This is a genomic window from Streptomyces sp. NPDC021093, from assembly GCF_044333135.1.
Classification (GTDB): Bacteria; Actinomycetota; Actinomycetes; order Streptomycetales; family Streptomycetaceae; genus Streptomyces.
This window is the reverse complement of record NZ_JBIRQJ010000005.1, coordinates 590,358-610,484: the sequence shown is the minus strand read 5'-3', so window position 1 is coordinate 610,484 and position 20,127 is coordinate 590,358. Positions and strand designations below refer to the sequence as shown.

At 71.6% G+C, this 20,127-nt stretch carries 18 protein-coding genes; 8 read left to right on the top strand and 10 right to left on the bottom strand.

Annotation, left to right across the window (positions count from 1 at the left end; genetic code table 11):
- The first annotated feature begins 66 nt into the window (after positions 1-66).
- Positions 67-1,146 (top strand): alkene reductase, encoded by a 1,080-nt coding sequence (locus ACH4SP_RS18660; protein ID WP_398416111.1) that lies wholly within the window; start codon positions 67-69, stop codon positions 1,144-1,146.
- A gap of 98 nt (positions 1,147-1,244) precedes the next feature.
- On the opposite strand, the gene thpD is transcribed toward ACH4SP_RS18660, so the two are convergent.
- From thpD to ACH4SP_RS18635, 5 genes are all read right to left on the bottom strand, one after another.
- A complete protein-coding gene (thpD, locus tag ACH4SP_RS18655; RefSeq protein ID WP_398416109.1) occupies positions 1,245-2,165 on the bottom strand; it encodes an ectoine hydroxylase in 921 nt (306 codons plus the stop codon).
- Positions 2,166-2,168: 3 nt separating this feature from the next.
- Complete coding sequence (locus ACH4SP_RS18650; RefSeq protein ID WP_362415251.1) at positions 2,169-2,567, bottom strand: ectoine synthase; 399 nt, start codon at positions 2,565-2,567, stop codon at positions 2,169-2,171.
- Between the two features lie 49 nt (positions 2,568-2,616).
- Positions 2,617-3,885, bottom strand: coding sequence for a diaminobutyrate--2-oxoglutarate transaminase (gene ectB / locus ACH4SP_RS18645; protein ID WP_398416106.1), 1,269 nt, complete (start codon positions 3,883-3,885; stop codon positions 2,617-2,619).
- A 215-nt stretch (positions 3,886-4,100) separates the two neighbouring features.
- Positions 4,101-4,652, bottom strand: coding sequence for a diaminobutyrate acetyltransferase (ectA, locus tag ACH4SP_RS18640; RefSeq protein WP_398416104.1), 552 nt, complete (start codon positions 4,650-4,652; stop codon positions 4,101-4,103).
- 335 nt (positions 4,653-4,987) lie between these two features.
- Positions 4,988-6,094 (bottom strand): pyridoxal-phosphate-dependent aminotransferase family protein, encoded by a 1,107-nt coding sequence (locus tag ACH4SP_RS18635; protein ID WP_398416102.1) that lies wholly within the window; start codon positions 6,092-6,094, stop codon positions 4,988-4,990.
- 188 nt (positions 6,095-6,282) lie between these two features.
- On the opposite strand from ACH4SP_RS18635, the gene ACH4SP_RS18630 reads away from it, so the two are divergent.
- Entirely contained in the window at positions 6,283-7,380 is a 1,098-nt protein-coding gene (locus ACH4SP_RS18630) for an amidohydrolase family protein (RefSeq protein WP_398416100.1), read from the top strand.
- A gap of 288 nt (positions 7,381-7,668) precedes the next feature.
- Entirely contained in the window at positions 7,669-8,598 is a 930-nt protein-coding gene (locus ACH4SP_RS18625) for an SCO1860 family LAETG-anchored protein (RefSeq protein ID WP_398416099.1), read from the top strand.
- A 202-nt stretch (positions 8,599-8,800) separates the two neighbouring features.
- Here ACH4SP_RS18625 and ACH4SP_RS18620 read toward each other — a convergent pair whose 3' ends face one another.
- Together ACH4SP_RS18620 and ACH4SP_RS18615 are read right to left on the bottom strand one after the other, a co-directional pair.
- Positions 8,801-9,865: an aminotransferase class V-fold PLP-dependent enzyme gene (locus tag ACH4SP_RS18620; protein WP_398416097.1), complete on the bottom strand. Its 1,065-nt coding sequence runs from the start codon at positions 9,863-9,865 to the stop codon at positions 8,801-8,803.
- Between the two features lie 55 nt (positions 9,866-9,920).
- A complete protein-coding gene (locus tag ACH4SP_RS18615) occupies positions 9,921-10,631 on the bottom strand; it encodes a DsbA family oxidoreductase (RefSeq protein WP_398416330.1) in 711 nt (236 codons plus the stop codon).
- A 204-nt stretch (positions 10,632-10,835) separates the two neighbouring features.
- Here ACH4SP_RS18615 and ACH4SP_RS18610 point away from each other — a divergent pair, with 204 nt between their 5' ends.
- The 4 genes from ACH4SP_RS18610 (at position 10,836) to ACH4SP_RS18595 (ending at position 15,367) form a co-directional block, all read left to right on the top strand.
- Entirely contained in the window at positions 10,836-11,819 is a 984-nt protein-coding gene (locus ACH4SP_RS18610) for a hypothetical protein (RefSeq protein ID WP_398416095.1), read from the top strand.
- Positions 11,816-13,156 carry a histidine kinase gene (locus tag ACH4SP_RS18605; protein WP_398416093.1) on the top strand — a complete coding sequence of 447 codons (1,341 nt, stop codon included), beginning with the start codon at positions 11,816-11,818 and terminating at the stop codon, positions 13,154-13,156. The genes ACH4SP_RS18610 and ACH4SP_RS18605 overlap by 4 nt, the downstream gene beginning before the upstream one ends.
- On the top strand, positions 13,153-13,827 hold the full coding sequence (locus ACH4SP_RS18600; protein ID WP_398416092.1) for a response regulator: 675 nt from the start codon (positions 13,153-13,155) through the stop codon (positions 13,825-13,827). Before ACH4SP_RS18605 ends, ACH4SP_RS18600 begins: the two co-directional genes overlap by 4 nt.
- Positions 13,828-13,909: 82 nt before the next feature.
- Positions 13,910-15,367 (top strand): peptidoglycan D,D-transpeptidase FtsI family protein, encoded by a 1,458-nt coding sequence (locus ACH4SP_RS18595; RefSeq protein ID WP_398416090.1) that lies wholly within the window; start codon positions 13,910-13,912, stop codon positions 15,365-15,367.
- A gap of 112 nt (positions 15,368-15,479) precedes the next feature.
- Here ACH4SP_RS18595 and ACH4SP_RS18590 read toward each other — a convergent pair whose 3' ends face one another.
- Together ACH4SP_RS18590 and ACH4SP_RS18585 are read right to left on the bottom strand one after the other, a co-directional pair.
- Positions 15,480-16,820, bottom strand: a complete 1,341-nt coding sequence (locus ACH4SP_RS18590; RefSeq protein WP_398416088.1) for a S28 family serine protease — start codon at positions 16,818-16,820, stop codon at positions 15,480-15,482.
- Positions 16,821-16,908: 88 nt separating this feature from the next.
- Positions 16,909-17,529 (bottom strand): TIGR03086 family metal-binding protein, encoded by a 621-nt coding sequence (locus ACH4SP_RS18585; protein WP_398416087.1) that lies wholly within the window; start codon positions 17,527-17,529, stop codon positions 16,909-16,911.
- A 499-nt stretch (positions 17,530-18,028) separates the two neighbouring features.
- Between ACH4SP_RS18585 and ACH4SP_RS18580 the strand changes: the two genes are divergently transcribed.
- Positions 18,029-18,841, top strand: a complete 813-nt coding sequence (locus tag ACH4SP_RS18580) for an NAD-dependent epimerase/dehydratase family protein (protein WP_398416084.1) — start codon at positions 18,029-18,031, stop codon at positions 18,839-18,841.
- Positions 18,842-19,009: 168 nt separating this feature from the next.
- On the opposite strand, the gene ACH4SP_RS18575 is transcribed toward ACH4SP_RS18580, so the two are convergent.
- The gene (locus tag ACH4SP_RS18575) at positions 19,010-20,071 is read right to left on the bottom strand and encodes an AraC family transcriptional regulator (protein WP_398416082.1); all 1,062 of its coding nucleotides are present in this window, start codon (positions 20,069-20,071) and stop codon (positions 19,010-19,012) included.
- Positions 20,072-20,127 lie beyond the last annotated feature (56 nt).

Sequence of the window (20,127 nt, the reverse complement as noted above, 5' to 3'; positions counted from 1 at the left end):
GGTTACAGTGGGGCCATCGAATTGATTGGCCGACCAACCTTTCTCGTCCCCCTGGGAGCATCCGCCATGACCAGCACCGCTTTCGAGCCCTACGACCTCGCCGGCACCACCCTCGCCAACCGCATAGCGATGGCCCCGATGACCCGCAGCCGGGCCGGTCAGGGCGGCGTGCCGACCGAGCTCGTGGCCGAGTACTACGCCCAGCGCGCCTCCGCCGGGCTCATCATCACCGAGGGCGTCCAGCCGTCCGTCGTCGGACAGGGCTATCCGTTCACCCCCGGCCTGCACAGCGAGGAACAGCTCGCCGGGTGGCGCAAGGTCACCGACGCCGTGCACGCCGACGGCGGCGTGATCTTCGCGCAGCTCATGCACAGCGGGCGGATCGGGCACCCCAGCCTGCTGCCCGACGGGCTGACCCCGGTCGGACCGTCCGCCGTGACCCCGGCCGGCCGGCTCTTCACCGGCGAGGGGCTGGTCGACTTCACCGAACCCCGCGCGCTGACCGGCGACGAGGTCCGCGAGACCGTACGGGACTACGCCCGCGCCGCCCGCAACGCGATCGACGCGGGCTTCGACGGCGTCGAACTGCACGGCGCCAACGGGTACTTGATCCACCAGTTCCTGTCCTCCAACGCCAACCTCCGCACCGACGAGTGGGGCGGCGACAGCGTCGAGAACCGGATCAGGTTCGCCGTGGAGACCGTCAAGGCTGTCGTGGCCGAGATCGGCGGCTCCCGGACCGCGATCCGCGTCTCGCCCGGCAATCCGCTCAACGACATCACCGAGGACGGCGACGTCCAGGAGGTGTACGCGGCCCTGGTGGACGCCATCGAGCCGCTCGGTCTCGCCTATCTGCACACCACCGAAATCGCCCCGGAGCACCGGGAGTTCACCAAGGCGCTGCGGGCCGGGTTCTCCGGCACCTTCGTCCTCAACCCCGTCACCGACGGCCCGACCGACCACCGTTCGCTCGGTCTGCTGGCCGACGGGTCGGCCGACCTGCTGGCGTTCGGCGCGCTGTTCCTGGCCAACCCGGACCTGCCCGCCCGGCTGGCGACCGAGGGCCCGTACAACACCCCGGACCGGGCCACCTTCTTCGGCGGCACCGAGAAGGGCTACACGGACTACCCGGCGCTCAACAAGTAGAGCCGAGCAGCTCAACAAGCAGGAGCCACGGAGGCGGGTGGGGCGGAACCTCGTGAAGAGGTCCCGCCCCACCCGTGAACGTACGAGAAGCGCGACAGCTACCGCACCGGCGTGAAGTCCCGCGCCCCGATGAAGTCGGGCCTGCGCACCGGGGCCGCGAACGGCTCCACCGCCTCATTCTCCACGCTGTTGAACACGATGAAGACGTTGCTGCGGGCGTACGGGGTGATGTTGTCCCCGGAGCCGTGCATGCAGTTGCAGTCGAACCAGGTCGCCGAACCGGCCCGCCCGGTGAAGAGCCTGATGCCGTGCGCGTCCGCCATCCTCGTCAGCGCCTCGTCCGACGGGGTGCCCGCGTCCTGCATCTGGAGCGACTTCTTGTAGTTGTCCTTCGGCGTCTCGCCCGAGCAGCCCAGGAAGTGCTTGTGCGAGCCGGGCATGATCATCAGCCCGCCGTTGGTGTCCAGGTTCTCGGTGAGCGCGATCGAGACCGACACGGTCCGCATGTTCGCCAGACCGTCCTCGGCGTGCCAGGTCTCGAAGTCCGAGTGCCAGTAGAAGCCGGAGGCGCCGAAGCCGGGCTTGACGTTGATCCGGGACTGGTGGACGTAGACGTCCGAGCCGAGGATCTGACGGGCTCTGCCCACCACCCGCGGGTCGCGCACGAGCTGGGCGAAGACGGCGCTCAGCTTGTGGACCTCGAAGACCGACCGTACGTCCCTCGACTTCGGCTCGATGATCGAGCGCTCGTCGGCCCGCACCGCGGGGTCGGCGACCAGACGGTCCAACTCGGCCCGGTAGAGGGCCACTTCGTCGTCCTCGATCAGCCGGTCGACGGTGAGGAAACCGTCCCGCTCGAAGCCGGCGAGGTCACCGGCCGCGATCGGACCCTCCGCGTCCGGGACCCAGAGGACCGGGTCCTGGCGCGGGGTGGTCACCTCGGTGGCGCCACGCGTGGGGTACAGATCACCGGTCGCGGAACCTGCGGGGTCGGTCACGTCCGTCGAAGGGGTGCTCATGGCTCAGGCCTCCTCGGTCAGCAGCGGGTACACACCGTTCTCGTCATGGTCCTCCCGTCCGGTCACGGGCGGGTTGAACACGCACACGCACCGGAAGTCGGTCTTCGGGCGCATGGTGTGGCGCTCGTGGCCGTCCAGCAGATACATGGTGCCGGGCTCGATCCAGTGGGTCTCGCCCGTCTCGTCGTTGGTGAGTTCCGCCTCGCCCTCGACGCACAGCACGGCCTCGATGTGGTTCGCGTACCACATCTGGGTCTCCGTACCCGCGTAGAGAGTCGTCTCGTGGAGGGAGAAGCCGACCTTCTCCTTGGCGAGCACGATGCGCTTGCTCTCCCAGGTTCCGGTCTTCGCCTTCACATGGCGGTCGGTTCCTTCGATGTCCTTGAACGAGCGGACAATCACGGTGACTTGGGCCTTTCTCTTACGACGGTAGGGGTGGGGTGACGAGGCGTCAGGCGGTTTCGCGGACCGCGCGTGCCAGGGTGCGCAGACCCTCGTCCAGCTCGTCGGCGGAGATCGTGAGCGCCGGGAGCAGCTTCACGACCTCGCTCTCCGGTCCCGAGGTCTCCAGGAGCATGCCGAGTTCGAAGGCGCGGCGGCAGACGGCGGTGGCGCGGTCCTTGTCGGTGAACTCGATGCCCCAGACCAGGCCGCGGCCGCGGAAGCTCACGCCGGCCTCGGCGTTCTCGTCGGCGATGGCGAGCAGTGCGCGCTCGACCAGCTCGCCGCGGGCCCGGGTCTGCTTCTCCATCTGGCCGTCGGCCCAGTAGGCGTTGAGGGCGGCGGCGGCCGTGACGAAGGCGGGGTTGTTGCCGCGGAAGGTGCCGTTGTGCTCGCCCGGCTCCCACACGTCGAGCTCCGGCTTGAACAGGCAGAGCGACATGGGCAGGCCGTAGCCGCTGATCGACTTCGAGAGGGTGACGATGTCCGGCGTGATGCCCGCCTCCTCGAAGGAGAAGAACTCGCCGGTGCGGCCGCAGCCCATCTGGATGTCGTCGACGATCAGGAGCATGTCCTGGCGGTGGCACAGGTCCTGGAGGGCGCGCAGCCACTCGGCGCGGGCGACGTTGATGCCGCCCTCGCCCTGCACGGTCTCCACGATCACGGCGGCGGGCTTGTTGAGACCCGAGCCCTGGTCCTCCAGCAGGCGCTCGAACCACAGGAAGTCCGGGACCTGGCCGTCGAAGTAGTTGTCGAACGGCATCGGCGTGCCGTGCACGAGGGGAATGCCGGCCCCGGCCCGCTTGAAGGCGTTGCCGGTGACGGCGAGCGAGCCCAGCGACATGCCGTGGAAGGCGTTGGTGAAGGAGACGACCGACTCGCGGCCCTTGACCTTGCGGGCCAGCTTGAGCGCGGACTCGACGGCGTTGGTGCCCGTCGGGCCGGGGAACATCACCTTGTACGGCAGGTCCCGGGGCCGCAGGATCACGTTCTGGAAGGTCTCCAGGAACGCGCGCTTGGCGGTCGTCGCCATGTCCAGGCCGTGGGTGACGCCGTCGCGCTCGATGTAGTCGATCAGTGCGCGTTTCAGGACCGGGTTGTTGTGCCCGTAATTGAGGGAGCCCGCCCCCGCGAAGAAGTCGAGGTAGGTGTGGCCGTCCTCGTCGAACATGCGGGAGCCCTGCGCGCGGTCGAACACCGCGGGCCAGCTGCGGCAGTAGCTGCGCACCTCGGACTCAAGGGTTTCGAAGACGCTGAGGGCGGGGGGTGTGATGGTCACTGCGGTCTCCTGGGATGGGGAGAGGGCGGGTGTACGAAGAAGAACTCGGGGGTGCGCGGCGCCACTTGGGACCGAAGGGGCCGGTTCGGTCCCGCACGGCGACGAGGGCGGTCCGGCGGCAGGACCGGTCCGCCGCGTCGACGGGGCCGATTCGCCGCGCCGCCGGTGCGCCTCGTCGGCACGGCCGGTGCGCCGCGCCGGGGCCGGTCCGGGCCTCAGGCCGCGACGGGGCCGATCCGGTACAGCACCTCGGGCAGGTGCGTCTCGCCCGAGTCCTGCGGGAACAGCCCTCCGTCGAAGAGGACTTCACGGTTCAGGGGCGCGCCGCGCCGCTCGGCGTACGAGGTGAACAACCGGTCGGACGGGATGTTGTCCGGGGTCACCGTCGTCTCGACGGTGCTGATGCCGTGGCTGGCGGCGACCTTCGTGGTCAGCGCGTCCAGCAGGGTCGCGGCCAGACCGCGGCCGCGGTGCTCGCTGTCCACCGCGACCTGCCAGACGACCAGCGTCTCGGGGCGCTCCGGGCGGACGTAGCCGGTGATGAAGGCGATCGGGTCGCCGCCTGGCCGGTCGCGGGCGACCACCGAGGTCGTCGCGAAGTCGCGACACCACAGGAGGTAGCTGTACGAGGAGTTCAGGTCCAGGACCTCGGAGTCGCGGGCGATGCGCCAGATCGCGGCTCCGTCCTCCACTCGTGGGCTGTCGATCTCCGGGCCGGTGCCTTCCAAAAGCTGCGTGGTTACTGGGTCTGCTTGTGCGGCAGTCATGTCGGTGAAATTTACCGAGGTAATTCGAAAAATGCATGGCGGTGCAGGGTTGGCCAAATGCACTTCGCGTGTTATCGCGCGAGCGCGGGCGCGCCGCGAGCCGGTCGCAAATCAAGCCGATTTGCCCGGTAATTTCCGGGCAAATCTCTTTGCATGTGGGGTCGGTCACATGCCCGAAACCGGCTCGAACCGACTACGAAATCTTGGCGTTTAGGCTCCGGAGAAGCGGGCATAAGAAAACGGGAAGCTGCGTTGAATAAGCAGCTTCCCGTTTTCTGTGAATTCTTGCGGACCCCGGCGAAACTCCAGGGAATCCCGCGTAATTCAATTGCGAATTATTCGCCCGGCCAGGTTTCCGTGACCGCGGTCCGGGCAGAAGCGGGGTCCACGGTCCTTCCGAGCGCCTCCAGCGCCCCGCCCAGTGCTGCCAGTGCGGCCAGCACCACCTCGCGCGTGGCGTCGGTGCCGTAGTGGTTGACCCGGATCATTTCCTTGGCCAGCGCCCCGCCGCCCGCGACCAGCGGCACCGAGGGGTCGAGGGCGAGTGCCTTCGCGACCAACTCGCCCGCGTCCAGGCCGTCCGTCACGCGCAGGGTCGTCGCCACGGGGGCCGCGTCCGCCGCCTCGTGCACGAACGGCTCGATCCCGCCGCCGAGCGCGACCGCACCCGCCCGCGTCGCCGCGGCGGCCGCCGCGTGCCGCCCCATGACGGCGTCGAGGCCCTCGGCCCCGATCCGCTCCAGACAGGCCTCCAGCGACAGCATCTCCAGCTGCGCGGGGGCGAACATCAGCGCCTTGCGGCCGCCGTCGATCCACCGCGCCTTCCAGTCGAGGAGCGAGAGGTACGAGGCGCGGGGCGCGTCCGGGTTGGCGGCGAACCGCTCCCAGGCGCGCGCGCTCACCGACACCGCCGACACTCCGGCAGGCCCGCCCAGCGCCTTCTGCGCACCGACGATGCACATGTCGACGCCCCACTCGTCGGGGGTGACCGGCTCGGCGCCGACCGACGCGACGGCGTCCAGGTAGAACAACGCGCCGTGCGCACGCACCACTTCGCCGATCTCGGCGACCGGGTTGGTGTTGCCCGTCGCGGCCTCGGCGTGCACCAGTGACACGAAACCGATCTCCGGGTGCGCGGCGAGTGCTTCCCGCACCTGGTCGGCCGTGACGGCCGTGTGGAACGGCACCGCGAGGTCCACCACGTCCGCCCCGCAGTCCCGCAGCCAGTTGCCGAAGGTCTGCCCGTAGGGGCCGGTGACGATGTTCAGCGCGCTCGATCCGCGCGGGGCACCGGCCCGGATGCACGCCTCCAGGGGCAGCAGCGCCTCGCCCTGCATGATCACCACGTCCTGCTCGGTGGAGAGCAGGTCCGCGACCTTCTGCTCGATGCGCGCGAAGTCCACGGCGGTGACGGGAGACAGGTCCAGCAGGGGATGTGTCACGACGGTGCTCTCTTCGGATCAGTGTTCGGGCCTACCCGGACGAGCGTAGCCGCCGGGCGGTGCACGAGCTCTGCGCGGGCGGCGCGCGAGCAGCACGTGGGCGGCACCTGGGCGGCGCGCGGCCGGTCCGTGGCCGGTACGTGGCCTGTGCACCGGCCACCCCGTGCGGCGCCTCGTACAGTGCGGGGATGAGCGATCACGAGGTGCTGCACGTGAAGGGGCGGGTGCTGGTCGGGCCCGACGACGTACGGGACGAGCTGTGGGCGGTGGACGGCCGCATCACCTACGAACGCCCCGCCGGAACGCGGGAGTCGGTGACGGTCGAGGGCTGGGTGCTGCCGGGGCTCGTCGACGCGCACTGTCACGTCGGGCTCGACCAGCACGGGGCCGTGGACGCGGAGACGAGCGAGAAGCAGGCGCTCACCGACCGGGGCGCGGGCACGCTGCTGATCCGGGACGCCGGGTCGGCGGCCGACACCCGCTGGATCGACGACCGCGAGGACCTCCCCAAGATCATCCGGGCGGGCCGGCACATCGCCCGCACCCGCCGCTACATCCGCAACTACGCGCACGAGATCGAGCCGGGGGACCTCGTCGCGTACGTGGCGGCCGAGGCGCGGCGGAGCGACGGCTGGGTCAAGCTCGTCGGCGACTGGATCGACCGCGAGGCCGGTGACCTGACCCCCTGCTGGCCGCGCGGAGAGGTGGAGGCGGCGATCGCGGAGGCGCACCGGCTGGGTGCGCGCGTCACGGCCCACTGCTTCGCCGAGGACTCGCTGCGGGACCTGGTGGAGGCGGGCATCGACTGCGTCGAGCACGCGACGGGGCTCACCGAGGACACCATTCCGCTCTTCGCGGAGCGCGGCGTCGCCATCGTCCCGACCCTCGTGAACATCGCGACGTTCCCGCACCTCGCGGACGGCGGCGAGGCCAAGTTCCCGCGCTGGTCGGCCCACATCCGGGAGCTGCACGCCCGCCGGTACGACACGGTGCGCGCGGCGTACGACGCGGGAATCCCGATCTTCGTCGGTACGGACGCCGGGGGCTCGCTCGCGCACGGCCTGGTCGCAGAGGAGGTGGCCGAGCTGGTGAAGGCGGGCATTCCGGTACGGGACGCGCTGGGCGCCACCGCGTGGGGCGCCCGGGAGTGGCTGGGGCGGCCGGGCCTGACCGAAGGCGCACCGGCGGACCTCGTCGTCTACGAGGCGGATCCACGGGCGGACGTACGGGTCCTGGGAGCGCCGCGGCACGTGGTCCTGAACGGGCGCGTGATGGACCGAAGTTGAGGTGCGGGTGACGCGGGGGCGGCTCCGTTCGTTGTACGTCCTCATGGGCGCGCCCCCGGAAAGGCGGGGCGGACGGGGCTGAGACGAACGCCCGTGCCGGAAGATGCGAACATACGGGCGGAAACCCCCCTTTGGGGTGAACTCACGCCGGGTGCCTGTTCATTCACCCTCAGTGCGTAAAGATTCCCGTGTCTCGGTCGCCGACCGCCGACCGCCCTCGCCCACGGTGTCCCCCGTGGTGGGCGGTGCCGTCCGGCGACGCCGTTCACTTGTGGGGGTTCCACCGCCTTGAACAGCTCTCTCTTCCGCATGCCCGCACGCCGTACCGCCGTGGGGTCGGCGGCGCTGCTGACCGTCGCGCTCGTCACCGGCCCGGCACACGCCACCGACCACCCCTCGTCGGAGCCGGGCAGCGCCAACGCGTCGGTGCTGCGCACCGGGCTCGACGTGTCCTTGCTCAACAAGACGCTGAACGTGCCGGTGAAGGCCACGCTCAACGAGGTGCGGGCACCGGCGAGCGCGGCGCGCACGGCACTCGCCGTCCGGGTGGACGGCGTCGACAAGGGCCGCCCCGTCTCGATGCTGCGCGCCGACGTCGCCACCGCGAAGGCGACGGTGGAGGGCGACCGGGCGGAGGGCCGCTCGGAACTCGCCCGCGCGAAGGTGCACGTGCCGGGGCTGCCGCTGCTCTCGCTCATCGAGGTCGAGAACGTCACGTCGAAGTCGGTGTGCGTGGCGGGCGCGCGGCCGGAGGCGGCGGCGAACGTACTGGGCCGGGTGACGGTCCTGGGCAAGCGGGTCACGCTGAGCACGGGCGGAGTGACCCGGGTGACGGTCCCGGCGGTGGGCGAGGTCGCCCTCACCCTCGCCAAGACCCACACCTCGACGGAGACCGCGGCCGCGGCGGCGCTGGAACTGAAGGTCTCCGTGAACCCGCTGAAGCTGAACGTCGCGGAGGTGCAGGGGGTGGTGACGCTGGCCGAGACGGGGTGCACGGTGCCGGACGTCCGGACGGTGAAGCCGCAGACGGTGGGCGCGGTGAAGCCGGCGCCGGCGCCGACGTCGGCGCCGGCTCCGGCTCCGGCTCCGGCGCCCGAGGTGGCGAACCTGGCGGAGACGGGGGGCGGTTCGGCCACGCCGTATCTGGTGGGTGTCGGAGTGCTGCTGCTGGCGGCGGGCGTAGGGGCGGTCGCGCGGGCGCGGGGGCGGCGCAGCTGAGGCGGGAGGGGCGGTCGCGGGGGGGGCATGCCGCGGTGGGGGCCGCCCCCTTGCCCACCCGTCCCGCCCCCGGGGGGCGGCCCCGCTGCCCAAGGAGGCTAGGGCGGGCTTAGGGGGCTAGGGGGCAGGCATTTAGGGGCGCGGGGAACTGCGCGGCCAGCCACGATGCACCCGCACGTACAACCCGCCCACCCCGGTTCCCCTACTCCGCCAGCACGCTCAGCACCCGCGCCACGTCCCCCGCCCCGTTGTAAAGGTGGAAGGAAGCCCGCAGGTTTCCCGCTCGGGCGGACACCCTGACCCCCGCCCGAGCCAGTTCCTCCGCCCGTTCCCCGAGCCCCGGCACGGCCACCACCGCCGACCCCGGTGCCGCCACCGGCGTGTGTCCCAGGGCCGTGAGGCCGTCCCGGAACAGGTCCGCCAGGGCGACGTTGTGGGCGTGGACGGCGTCGGCCCCGAGCGACTCCAGCAGCCCGAGCGACGCCACCGCCCCCTCGTAGCAGAGGAACGGCGCCGACGCGTCGAACCGCCGCGCCGATGAGGCGAATTCGGTCACCGGGCCGTATGTGCTCCCCCACATGTCCTCCGCCGCCAGCCACCCCGCCTGCACCGGCAGGGTCCGCTCCTGCGCCTCGTCCGACACCGTCAGGAACGACGTACCGCGCGGGCACATCAGGTACTTGTACGCCGCGGCCACCGTGTAGTCGTACTCCCCCGCCGAGACCGGCAGCCAGCCCGCCGCCTGCGACGTGTCCAGCAGCGTCCGCGCACCGTGCGCGGCGGCAGCCGCACGTACCGCCGCGTGGTCGGCGATCCGGCCGTCCGATGACTGCACCGCCGACCAGGCCACCAGCGCCGTCTCCGGGCGCACCTCGGCGGCGAGGTCCGCCAGGGGTACGTACCGCACCTTCAGGTCGCCCCGCACCGAGAAGGGCGTGACGAGCGACGCGAACTCGCCCGCGGGGGCGAGGACTTCACTCCCGGCCGCGAGCGCCGCCGCGACCACCGCCACGTGCGCCGAGACCGAGGTGCCGACCGCCACCCGGTCCGCCCCGACCCCGACCAGCCGCCCGTAGGCGGCGCGCGCGAGTTCGAAGGACTCGAAGGAGCCGGGGTGGGCGTGGGCGCCGGTGGCGTTCTGCCGGACGAGTGCCGTGATCGCCTCGACCGTACGGCGCGGGGTCAGGCCGTACGACGAGGTGTTGAGGTACGTGACCTCGGGGGTGAATTCCTCGGGGGCGAGGCTGCGGAGGAGGGAAGTGGTCATGCGCCAAACTGTGCCCCCACCACCAACGCCCCGTCCACCGACCGTCTTTACGAAATCACGCGCAGTTGCCGTCCACGTCGCAGCTCCCGCCCTCGGCACCCGGCGACGCGGCCGGCGTCATCAGCGGTCCCCGCCCCTTCCAGGCCTGCTCCAGCGCCTGTGTGAAGACCTCGGCGGGCTGTCCGCCGGAGACCCCGTAGCGGCGGTCGAAGACGAAGAACGGCACACTGTTCGCGCCCAGCTCGGCCGCCTCGCGCTCGTCGGCGCGCACGTCGTCGGCGTACGCCTCCGGATCGGCGAGCACCGCGCGCGTCTCGATCTCGTCGAGCCCGGCCGCCACCGCCAGCTTGACCAGCACCTCGTCGTCGAAGACGGACTGCTCCTCGGCGAAGTTCGCCCGGTAGGCGAGGTCGAGCAGCTCGCTCTGCAGACCGCGCGCCTTCGCCAGGTGCAGGACGCGGTGGATGTCGAAGGTGGAGCCGCTGTCCCGGCCGTCGACCAGGTACCCGAGCCCTTCGGCCTGCGCGTTGGAGGCGACGGTGGCCTCCATGGCCCGCGCCTGCTCGCGCGTACGCCCGTACTTCTGGGCCAGCATGTCCAGGACGGGGACGACGTCGCCCTTGGCGAGGTTCGGGTCCAGCTCGAAGGAACGGTGCACGACCTCGACGTCGCCGCGGTGCGCGAAGGCCTCAAGCCCCTTCTCGAAGCGGGCCTTGCCGACATAGCACCAGGGGCACGCGATGTCGGACCAGATCTCTACGCGCAGGGGTGCGGGCGTGGTCATGATTCTTTGTCTCCAGGTCTCACACAAGTACAAGCGTCAACAAATACAGCAATGAGGTCAACCGGAGCAGGCCTCCGCACATTCCCGGCCACTCCTCGCCGCCATCGGGGGCCCTCCCCCGCACGGCGGAGGCGGATCGTCAGCGGGCAGGAGGTGCGGAAACGGCCCGGACGGGAGCGTGGAGGCATGACATCGACACCGCTCGCCCCTCCTGCCGTCCCTCGCACCCGGCCCCGCACCGCCGCATCCCCCGCCCGCCGCACCCTCCGCGCCGTCGCGATCGCCGCGTGCCTGCCGTACCTCGCCCTCAAGATCAGCTGGATCGCGGGCGGGCGGCTCGGCATCCCGGACCGCAGCGCGCTGCTGGACGAGCCGGGGGTCATGGTCGTCGCCAACTCCGTGACCGTACTGATGGACGCCTGCGTCATCGTGCTGGCGCTGCTGCTCACCCAGGGCTGGGGACGCCGGGTGGCCGCCCCGCTGCTGGTGCTGCCGATGTGGGCGGCGTCCGGGCTGCTCGCCCCGATCATGGTGGGCTTCCCGCTGCAACTGCTGGCCGGCGGCTCGATCGGCGTCGCACCCGGGGAGGGCGAGCCCTTCCTGGAGTCGTGGGTGTTCGGGGTGGTGTACGGCGGCTTCATCGTGCAGGGGCTGGCGCTGGGGGCACTGTTCGTGCTGTACGCACGGGAGCGCTGGGGGCACCTGTGGCGGGGCACGGTCGGCGAACTCCCCCGTCCGTCGCGGACGGTGCGGGCCGTCGGCCTGGTGGCCGCCCTGCTGGCCGCGCTCTGCTCCGTACCGCATCTGTTCGAAGCCGTCGCCGGGCGCGCGGTCGACGTCGCGGAGCCGCTCGGCTCCGACGCCCGGCTGGTCACGGGCGTGCACGGGGCCTTCGCCCTGGCCGCCTTCGCCGGACTGCTGATGCTCGTGCTGGGGCTCGGCGGCCGGGTCCCGCTGCGGGTGCCGCTGGCGCTGACCTGGACGGGCGTGGGCGTGCTGGCCTGCTGGGGCGGGTGGATGCTGGTCACCGCCGGAGCCGTCGCCACCGGCGCGGACCGGCTCACGACCTTGACCGTGCTGACCTACGCTGTCCAGGTGATCACCGGTCTCCTCGCCCTCGCGGGCGGCACTTCCTTCTTCGTGCAGCGGCAGCGGCGGCTCGCCGCATGAACCAACGGGCCCTGCGGACGCTGCTGTTCGGCCGGAAGGCACGGATCGGCTGGCTCCATCTGGTCGTGGGTGGCGCCCTGTTGATGCCGTTCTACCTGCTCACGACCGTGTTCGTCGGGCCGTTGAGCGGCAGCGAGAGCCCCATCGGATCCGTGTCGGTCCAGTTGCTCGCCTTCGCCGCGACCCTGCCGCTGACCGCCGTCTTCGGGCTGCTCGCCCCGGCCAGACCACTGTCGGTGGGGGCGATCCGGGCGCTCGGGCTGCTGCCGGACCTGCCGGCCGCGGAGCGGCTCGCGGACGGGCCCGCCAGGACGCGGGCGACCCGGATGCGGACCTCCGGATGGTTCGTCCTGCACGTCACCCTCGGCGGGATCATCAGCGGGGCCTCGCTCGCGCTCACCCCGTTCGCGGGCGTGCTGGTGGCGCTTCCGTTCGCGTCCGGGCTGCGGGACTCCCGGCTCGGCATGCCGCGGTTCTTCGACCACCCCTGGGTGCTGGCGCTCTCACCGGTCGCCGGAATCCTCGCCATGCTGGCGCTGGCCGCCGTGAGCGCGGGGACCTCCGCGCTGCTCGCCCGGGCGGCTCCCGTGCTCCTCGGCCCCGCCCCCGCCGACCGGCTGGCGGCGGCCGAGCGCCGGGCCGCCGACCTCGCCGTGCGCAACCGGCTGGCCCGCGAGCTGCACGACTCGGTGGGGCACGCGCTGAGCGCGGTGACGCTTCAGGCGGGGGCCGCCCGCAAGGTGCTCGGCAGCGGGCGGGCATCGGACGTGGAGTTCGTACGGGAGGCGCTGGAGGCGATCGAGGAGACCACCCGGCGCACGGTCGGCGAACTCGACGCCGTGCTGGGGGTGCTGCGGCGCGGCGAGGACGATCCGGAGGGCTTCGCGGGCCCCGCCCTCGACGCCCTGGACGAGCTCGTCGCCCGCAGCGGCGTCGAGGTCGCACGCACCGGCGACGGCGATCTGGCGAGGGTGCCGGAGCCGGTGTCCCGGGAGGCGTACCGGATCGTCCAGGAAGGTCTGAGCAACGCGCTGCGGCACGGCGGCGGCGCACCTGTTTCCCTGTGCATTGCCCTGCGCGGCGAGGAGTTGGAGATCGTGATGGAGAACCCGCTGCCTGACCGGCCCGCGGTGGTACGCCCCGGGGGCGGCCGGGGCCTGCGCGGCGTGGCCGAACGCGCCACCCTGCTCGGCGGGCGCACGGAGGCCGGGCCGAGGGACGGAAAGCTGTGGCGGCTCACGGCACGCCTGCCGATCGCGGGCGGCACGGTCACCGACGCGACGCACCCGGACAGGACGGACACAGGCGGGACGCACACGGGCGGAGGCGCCCGATGAGCACTCCCCCCGCCCCCTCCCCCGTCCGCCTCGTCGTCGCCGACGACGAGCGCATGGTCCGCACCGCCCTGCGCGTCATCCTCGACGCCGAGCCCGACCTGGAGGTCGTCGGCGAGGCGACGACCGGCGCGGAGGCGGTGTCGGTGGTGCGCGCGCTGCGGCCCGACGTGGTCCTCATGGACGTGCGGATGCCGGAGATCGACGGCATCCGCGCCACCGAGCAGATCCTCACCACCCTCGCCGAGCCGCCCCGGATCGTCGTCGTCACCACCTTCGAGAACGACTCCTACGTGTACGACGCGCTGCGCGCGGGCGCCGCCGGGTTCCTGCTGAAGCGGGCGGCGGCCGAGGACCTGGTGCAGGCGGTGCGGCTCGTCGCCCGGAGCGACAGCCTCCTGTTCCCGGCGGCGGTCCGTGCGCTGGCCGCCGAGTACGGCCACCGCAAGGAGACGGCGACGGCGCCGTGGGTGGCCAGGCTCACCGAGCGGGAGTCATCGGTGCTGCGGCTGATGGCGAAGGGGCTGACCAACGCGGAGATCGCGGGCGCCCTGGGCTTCGGCGCGGCGACGGCGAAGAGCCACGTGGCGGCGGTGCTGGCGAAGACCGGGGCCAGGGACCGTACCCAGGCGGTGATCGTGGCGTACGAATCGGGCTTCATCCAGCCCCGCTGACCCCGGCAGCCGCATGAGGAAACCATGAGAAGAGGTACGTAACGGAACTCCTGCCCGTCCGTCGCTCGTCATCCCTCACAGGATGAACAAGACGATCAGGCACGCCGCCGTCTTCTGCATGCTGCTCGTCCTCGCGCTGCTGGTGCGGGTGACCTGGGTACAGGCGTACAACGGCAAGGCGCTCGCGGAGAACACGGACAACCGGCGGAACATCATCGCGCAGTACGCGAACCCGCTCGGGAACATCATCGTGGCCGGCTCGCCGGTCACCGGATCCACCAGGACGGAGGGCAGCGACCTCGCGTACAAGCGCACCTACACCGAGGGCGAGCTCTACGCCGCCGTCACCGGCTTCAGTTCGCAGGTGTACGGCGCGACCCAGCTGGAGGGCATCTACAGCCATGTCCTCGACGGCACCGACGACCGGCTGAAGAGCGCGTCCGACCTGCTCATGGGCAAGCACACCCGGCCGGGCAACGTGGTGACGACGATCGACCCGGCCGTGCAGAAGGCCGGGTACGAGGCGCTCGGCAGCAAGAAGGGCGCGGCCGTCGCGATCGACCCGAAGACCGGCCGGATCCTGGGCATGGTCAGCACTCCGTCGTACGACCCGTCGAAGATCGCCGGGCAGAGCGACGGCGAGGCGTGGCGGAAGCTCTCCTCCGGGAAGGACGAGGACAAGGCGATGACGAACCGGGCGCTGCGCCAGCCGCTGCCGCCCGGCTCCACGTTCAAGCTGGTCGTGGCCGCCGCGGCGCTGGAGAACGGCCTGTACGACTCGGTGGACACCGCGACGGACAGCCCCGACCCGTACACCCTCCCCGGTACCAGGACCGTCCTGCACAACGAGAACAGGTCCGCCCCCTGCGAGAACGCCAACCTCCGCGCGGCCCTCAAGTACTCCTGCAACAACGTCTTCGCGAAGCTGGCCGTGGACCTCGGCCAGGACAAGGTGAAGGCGATGGCGGAGAAGTTCGGCTTCAACAACGACAAGCTGGACGTGCCGGTACGGGCGTACGAGAGCGTCTACCCCAAGGGCATGGACAAGGCGCAGACCGCGCTGACCGGCATCGGCCAGTTCGACGTGACGGCGACGCCGCTGCAGATGGCGATGGTGTCGGCGGCGCTCGCCAACGGCGGTGAGCTGGCGGCCCCGCACATGGTGTCCGAGGTGCTGAGTCCGGGCGGCGACGCCCTGGAGAAGTACGAGGACGGGAAGTCCACCCGGGTCGTCTCGGAGCGCACCGCCGAGCAGCTGCGCAGCGCGATGGTCACGGTCGTCGAGGACGGCACGGGCACCAACGCGAAGATCCCGGGCGCGGAGGTCGGCGGAAAGACGGGCACCGCGCAGCACGGCCTGAACAACAGCAAGACGCCGTACGCCTGGTTCACGTCGTACGCGAAGGACGCGTCGACCGGCAAGGAGGTCGCGGTGGCGGTCCTCATCGAGGACTCGGGCGCGGCCCGCTCGGAGGTCAGCGGAAACGGTTTGGCGGCGCCGGTGGCCCAGAAGATGATGAAGGCCGCACTGGGCGGATGAGCGGCCGGTCCGGCACGGCGGCCTGCGGGCCGTGCCGGACGAAGCTCCGTGCCGGACGACGACACGTTGAGCGTGGCAGCCGTCGCCGCGCTCAACGCCCGTCGCCAGCGGGTTACTTCACGCCCGCCCACCGCTTGACGGTCGCCTCGGCCTCGGCGCGCTCCGCGGGGACGAGCTTGGAGATCAGGGCGCCGTGGTTGGAGTTCGGCGCGACGTAGAGGTGCGAGTCGTGCTTCGAGGGGCGGTAGCGCTCGGCGCTCCACGGGTCGTTCTGCCCGTACACGAACATCATCTGCTTGCCCTGCTTGTTGACCCAGCGGTCGACGTCCTTGGCGTCCCAGCCGCTGTACGAGGTGCGCATGTCGGCGGGGAGCAGGGAGTTGGGCTGGTAGATGTCCGGGTAGTTGCGGACGTCGCGCAGGTGCTTGAACTTCAGGTCGGCCCAGCCGAGCTGGGCGGCGGCCTGGCGGTAGTACGGGCCGCTGCCCGCGGGACCCGCGTCGGCGTCCGAGTAGGGCGACAGACCGTGTCCGAGAGACCAGTCGTACAGCTCCTTGTCGGTGGCCTTCTTGGCGTCGGGGACCGTCGGGCAGTTGGTGTACGAGCCGGACTGCCAGAAGTTCCAGACCTGGTCCAGGACGGAGAACTCGTAGGCCCGGTCGGTGGTGCCGAGCTGCTTGAAGGTGAGCTTCTGCTCCTTGGCGGTGGCCTCGAACATCGGCAGGAGCGCCTTGCGGCGGACCAGCATCTCGCGCTGCACGGCGTCGAGAGCGGTGCGGCACTCGGGGGTGCCGACGGTCTTGAAGAAGTCGTCGTAGACGCGGTCGTCGCGGTTGTCGGCGTCGTTGGGGGCGACGTAGGCGACGACGGCGTCCAGGTCGTCCGGGTAGAAGCGCTCGTGGTAGACCTGCGTCATGCCGCCCTTGCTGGCGCCGGTGCCCAGCCACTTGGCCTTGTAGATGCTCTTCATGGCCTGCACGATGCGGTGCTCGTCGGCGGCCTCCTGCTGGATGGTCAGCTTGCGCCAGTCGGTCTTCCCCGCGGGGACGGACTTGTCGAAGAAGCGGTGCTCGACGCTGACCTGGTTGGCACCGAGGAGCGTGGTGATCTCACGGGTGCCGGAGGAGAGGGTGTAGCCGCCGGTGTAGTGGACCGTCGGGGCGCTCTCGTCCTTGTGCCACAGGGTGAACTGCTGCTCGAAGGTGCCGCGGCGCGGCTTGTTGTGGTCGATGGGCTGTCTCAGCATCAGGGTGAAGAAGGGGCGCCCCTCCTTCTGGGTCTCCGAGACGATCCGCAGGCCGGGGATCTTCTCCAGCTTCTCGCGGACGGTGGCCGCCTGGGCCGCCGCACCTGCCTCGGTGGTGGGCGCCGCGGTGGCGGCGCTGCCGGTGAGCACGCTGGTCGCGGCTATGACTCCGGCACAGAACAGGGCGGGAAGTACCTTGGTACGCACGCTGATTCCCCTCGGGCGGACGGTGACGCAGTGATGTATGCGTCGCAGCCCCGCATGTTATGCACGGCAGCCCGCCCGACGTCAGCCCCTAGGCCCCCAGGGACCACTTCGGGTCGCGGCCGCCGAGGCCCACCACCCGGTCCAGGAAGGGCGATCCGTTCGGTACGTCGACGACCGGGCCGAACATCGGGGCGCGGGCCGGATTGTCCGCCTCCGGGGCCAACAGGGCGTACACCACCTGGAGGCTCGGCTTGTCGCAGTCGAAGGGCTGGCCGGTGGCGCGGGCCAGGTCCCAGCCGTGCAGGACGAGCTCGTCGAGGGCGATCTGGGCGGCGACCCCGGCGGGCAGGGTCGTGCCGCCCGCGGCGGTGGTGCCGTCCCAGGCGTCGTGGCGGTGCCAGGAGTCGGCGAGCTCGGCGAGCTGCCGCGGGAGGCGATGGCGCCAGTCGGCGGGAAGGGCCGGGCTCCCCGCACCTGCTTCGGCCCCGGCCTCAGCTGCAGGGTGCGGCTGCTTCTTCGCGGCGGCGCGGAACGCGGCGGTCAGCCCGCAGAGGTGGGCCAGGAGGTCCCGCACCGTGAAGTCGTCGCAGGGCGTGGCCGCGTCCAGCCGGGCAGCGGGGACCCCTTCGACGAGGCGGGCAAGCCGACGGGCCGCCGGTTCGAGGTCGAACACGACGGCGGTGGGGGCAGCGGTCGCGGTGCTGGTCATGAAGTCCCTTTCCCTGGCGGCAGCGTCGAAAGGGAGACCCGGGGCGCGTCGAAAACTCATCGCTCGGCACCAAAATTCGCGCTGACCTGCGTGAACTCCCGCACCAGCATGGCCGGACGAGCGACCGAACCTCGATACGACGCCTCGATCCGGGGCACTTCGTACGCCCCGCGGGCGAGCCAGGCCGGGCGGGGCAAGCCTACGACTTCGCCTCCGGCTGCAGCCACGCGGAACCGCGGCCCGAGTGGCCCCGGGGACCGGGGACCGGCCGTGGCTGTCGCGGCTGGCCGAATGCGGCCCGCGGCGGGTGCTGTTCGCACACGACCGGGCCGCCTGGACCCCGTAACGCACCGCAAGCCGACCGAAATTCCCCGGCGTTGTCCGCGAAACGCCGTGCAACGCCATCCACTTGACTCGGCACGACCCGCTCCCTAGCGTCGCGACGGTTGGCCGGCCCCGTCGGCGCTCCACCGCGGACACCTCCGAGGAGACTCCTCCCATGCCCGATGCTCCCCGCACTCTCCTGCTCACCGGCGCGGCCGGCGGCATCGGCACCCTGATGCGGGGACTGCTCCCCGCGTACGGATATGAGCTGCGGCTCTTCGACGCGACGCCCATCGAGGGCGAGCCGACCGCGGTGACCGCCGACCTCGGCGACAAGCACGCGCTGCGCGAGGCCGTCGAGGGGGTCGACGCGATCGTGCATCTGGCGGGCATCTCCCTGGAGGCCCCGTTCGAGAAGATCCTCCGGTCGAACATCGAGGGGACGTACAACCTCTATGAGGCGGCGCGGGAGGAGGGGGTGCGCCGGATCGTGCAGGCCTCCAGCAACCACGCGGTCGGCTTCACCCCGCTGCCCGGCCGGAACGGCCCGTTGGTGCCGGCGGACACCCCGCACCGCCCGGACACCTTCTACGGTCTGTCCAAGGCGTTCGGCGAGGACCTCGCGCAGCTGTACTGGGACCGGGACGGCCTGGAGACGGTGTCCGTGCGGATCGGCGCGTGCTTCATGGAGCCGACCACGGTGCGGATGCTGTCGCTGTGGCTGAGCCCGGGGGACGCCGCCCGCCTCTTCGACGCGGCGCTGACCGCACCGCGGGTGGGACACACCGTGGTGTACGGCTCGTCCGCCAACACCCGTCTGTGCTGGGACCTTTCCACCGCGCGCACCCTCGGGTACGTACCGCGGGACGACTCCGAGCAGTACGCCGAGAAGCTCCTCGCCGAACAGGGCGAACCCCTCCCCGGAGACCCGGAACACGACTTCCTGGGCGGCTCGTTCTGCACGGACCCGCCGCAGTGGCCCTACTGATGCCGGGGTCCGGGGGAGCGGTAGGGGCCCGGCCGTCAACGGTTGGGGGGAGCCGGCCGGGCCCGGTGTCGCGGAGCCTCCCGCTCCCTGCGCTCCGGGTCCGGCCGGTGAGTATCGCCGACGGACTCACCGGGGGAGCCGGATGCCGCGAGCACGCCCGCGACGAGATCAACCTAGAACGGTTCGCTCCGCACGCCGATCCGCATCGCGCGCCCGCTGTCCGGATCGCGCGGTGAACTGACCTCCCGGGCGGAGTCGTTCACTTCCCCGGAGCGTCTGCGACGGCGTCTCTCCGAAACGCGCCCGGTAGACGGCCGCGAACCTGCCCAGGTGCGCGAAACCCCACCGGTAGGCGACCTCACCGACCGTGGGCGCGCCCTCGCCCCGCCGCTCCTCCGCCCCGCGCTTGAGCTCCTCGTTCACCCGGTCGAGCCGTACGCCCCGCAGGTAGACGGTCGGCGACATCCCGACGTGCTCCCTGAAGCCCTCCTGGAGCCGTCGCACTCCGACGCCCGCGACGGCGGCCAGCGAGGACGCCGTGTGCGGCTGCTCGGGGTGCGCGTGGACGGCGTCCAGGACCCGCTTGACGGGTGCGGGGCGCAACGCCTCGGCGGGGGCGGCCAGTTCCTCGCGGTAGGGGTGGTCGGCGGCCAGCAGCAGCCCGCCGAGGAGGGTCTCCTGGAGCGGTGCGGCCAGCAGGGGCTGCGTCACCATGCCCCCGGCCTCGCGGGCTTCGCCCACCGCCCACCGCAGCAGCCGGGCCCAGCCCAGGCCCGTACCGCGGGAGATGTCGAGCTGCGGGGCGAAGTCGACCCGGCCCGGCAGCTCCCGGCCGAGCAGCCGCTCCAACTGGGCGTGCAGGGCCGCCTGTTCGATCTTCACGGCGAGTAGTCGGCAGTCGCCGGTCCAACGGTCGACTCCGGTGTCTCCCGCCGGGGCGAACACGGCGGCGTGCCGCGCGGTGGCGACGGCCTCGGCCCGCCCCCGCTGGTGCCAGACGAACCGGCCGGACAGCGGCACGTTGACGTGGTACGAGCCCAGTTCGCCGACGCGCATCCGGACGTCGGTGCCGATGCTGAGGTCCCCGACCGTCAGGTCGCCCAACTGCGCGCTGTCGATCCTGGCCTCGAACGCGCGCGGCCTGCCGAGCGGGTCGATGAAGGTGTCGTAGAACGGGCCGGCGATCGCCAGACGCACCTGGTCGAGATCGGACGTCACGAAGGTCTCCACGCCCGCCAGAGTAGATCGCGGTCCGTGCCGCCCCGGCCGCTCTCCGTAGAAAATTC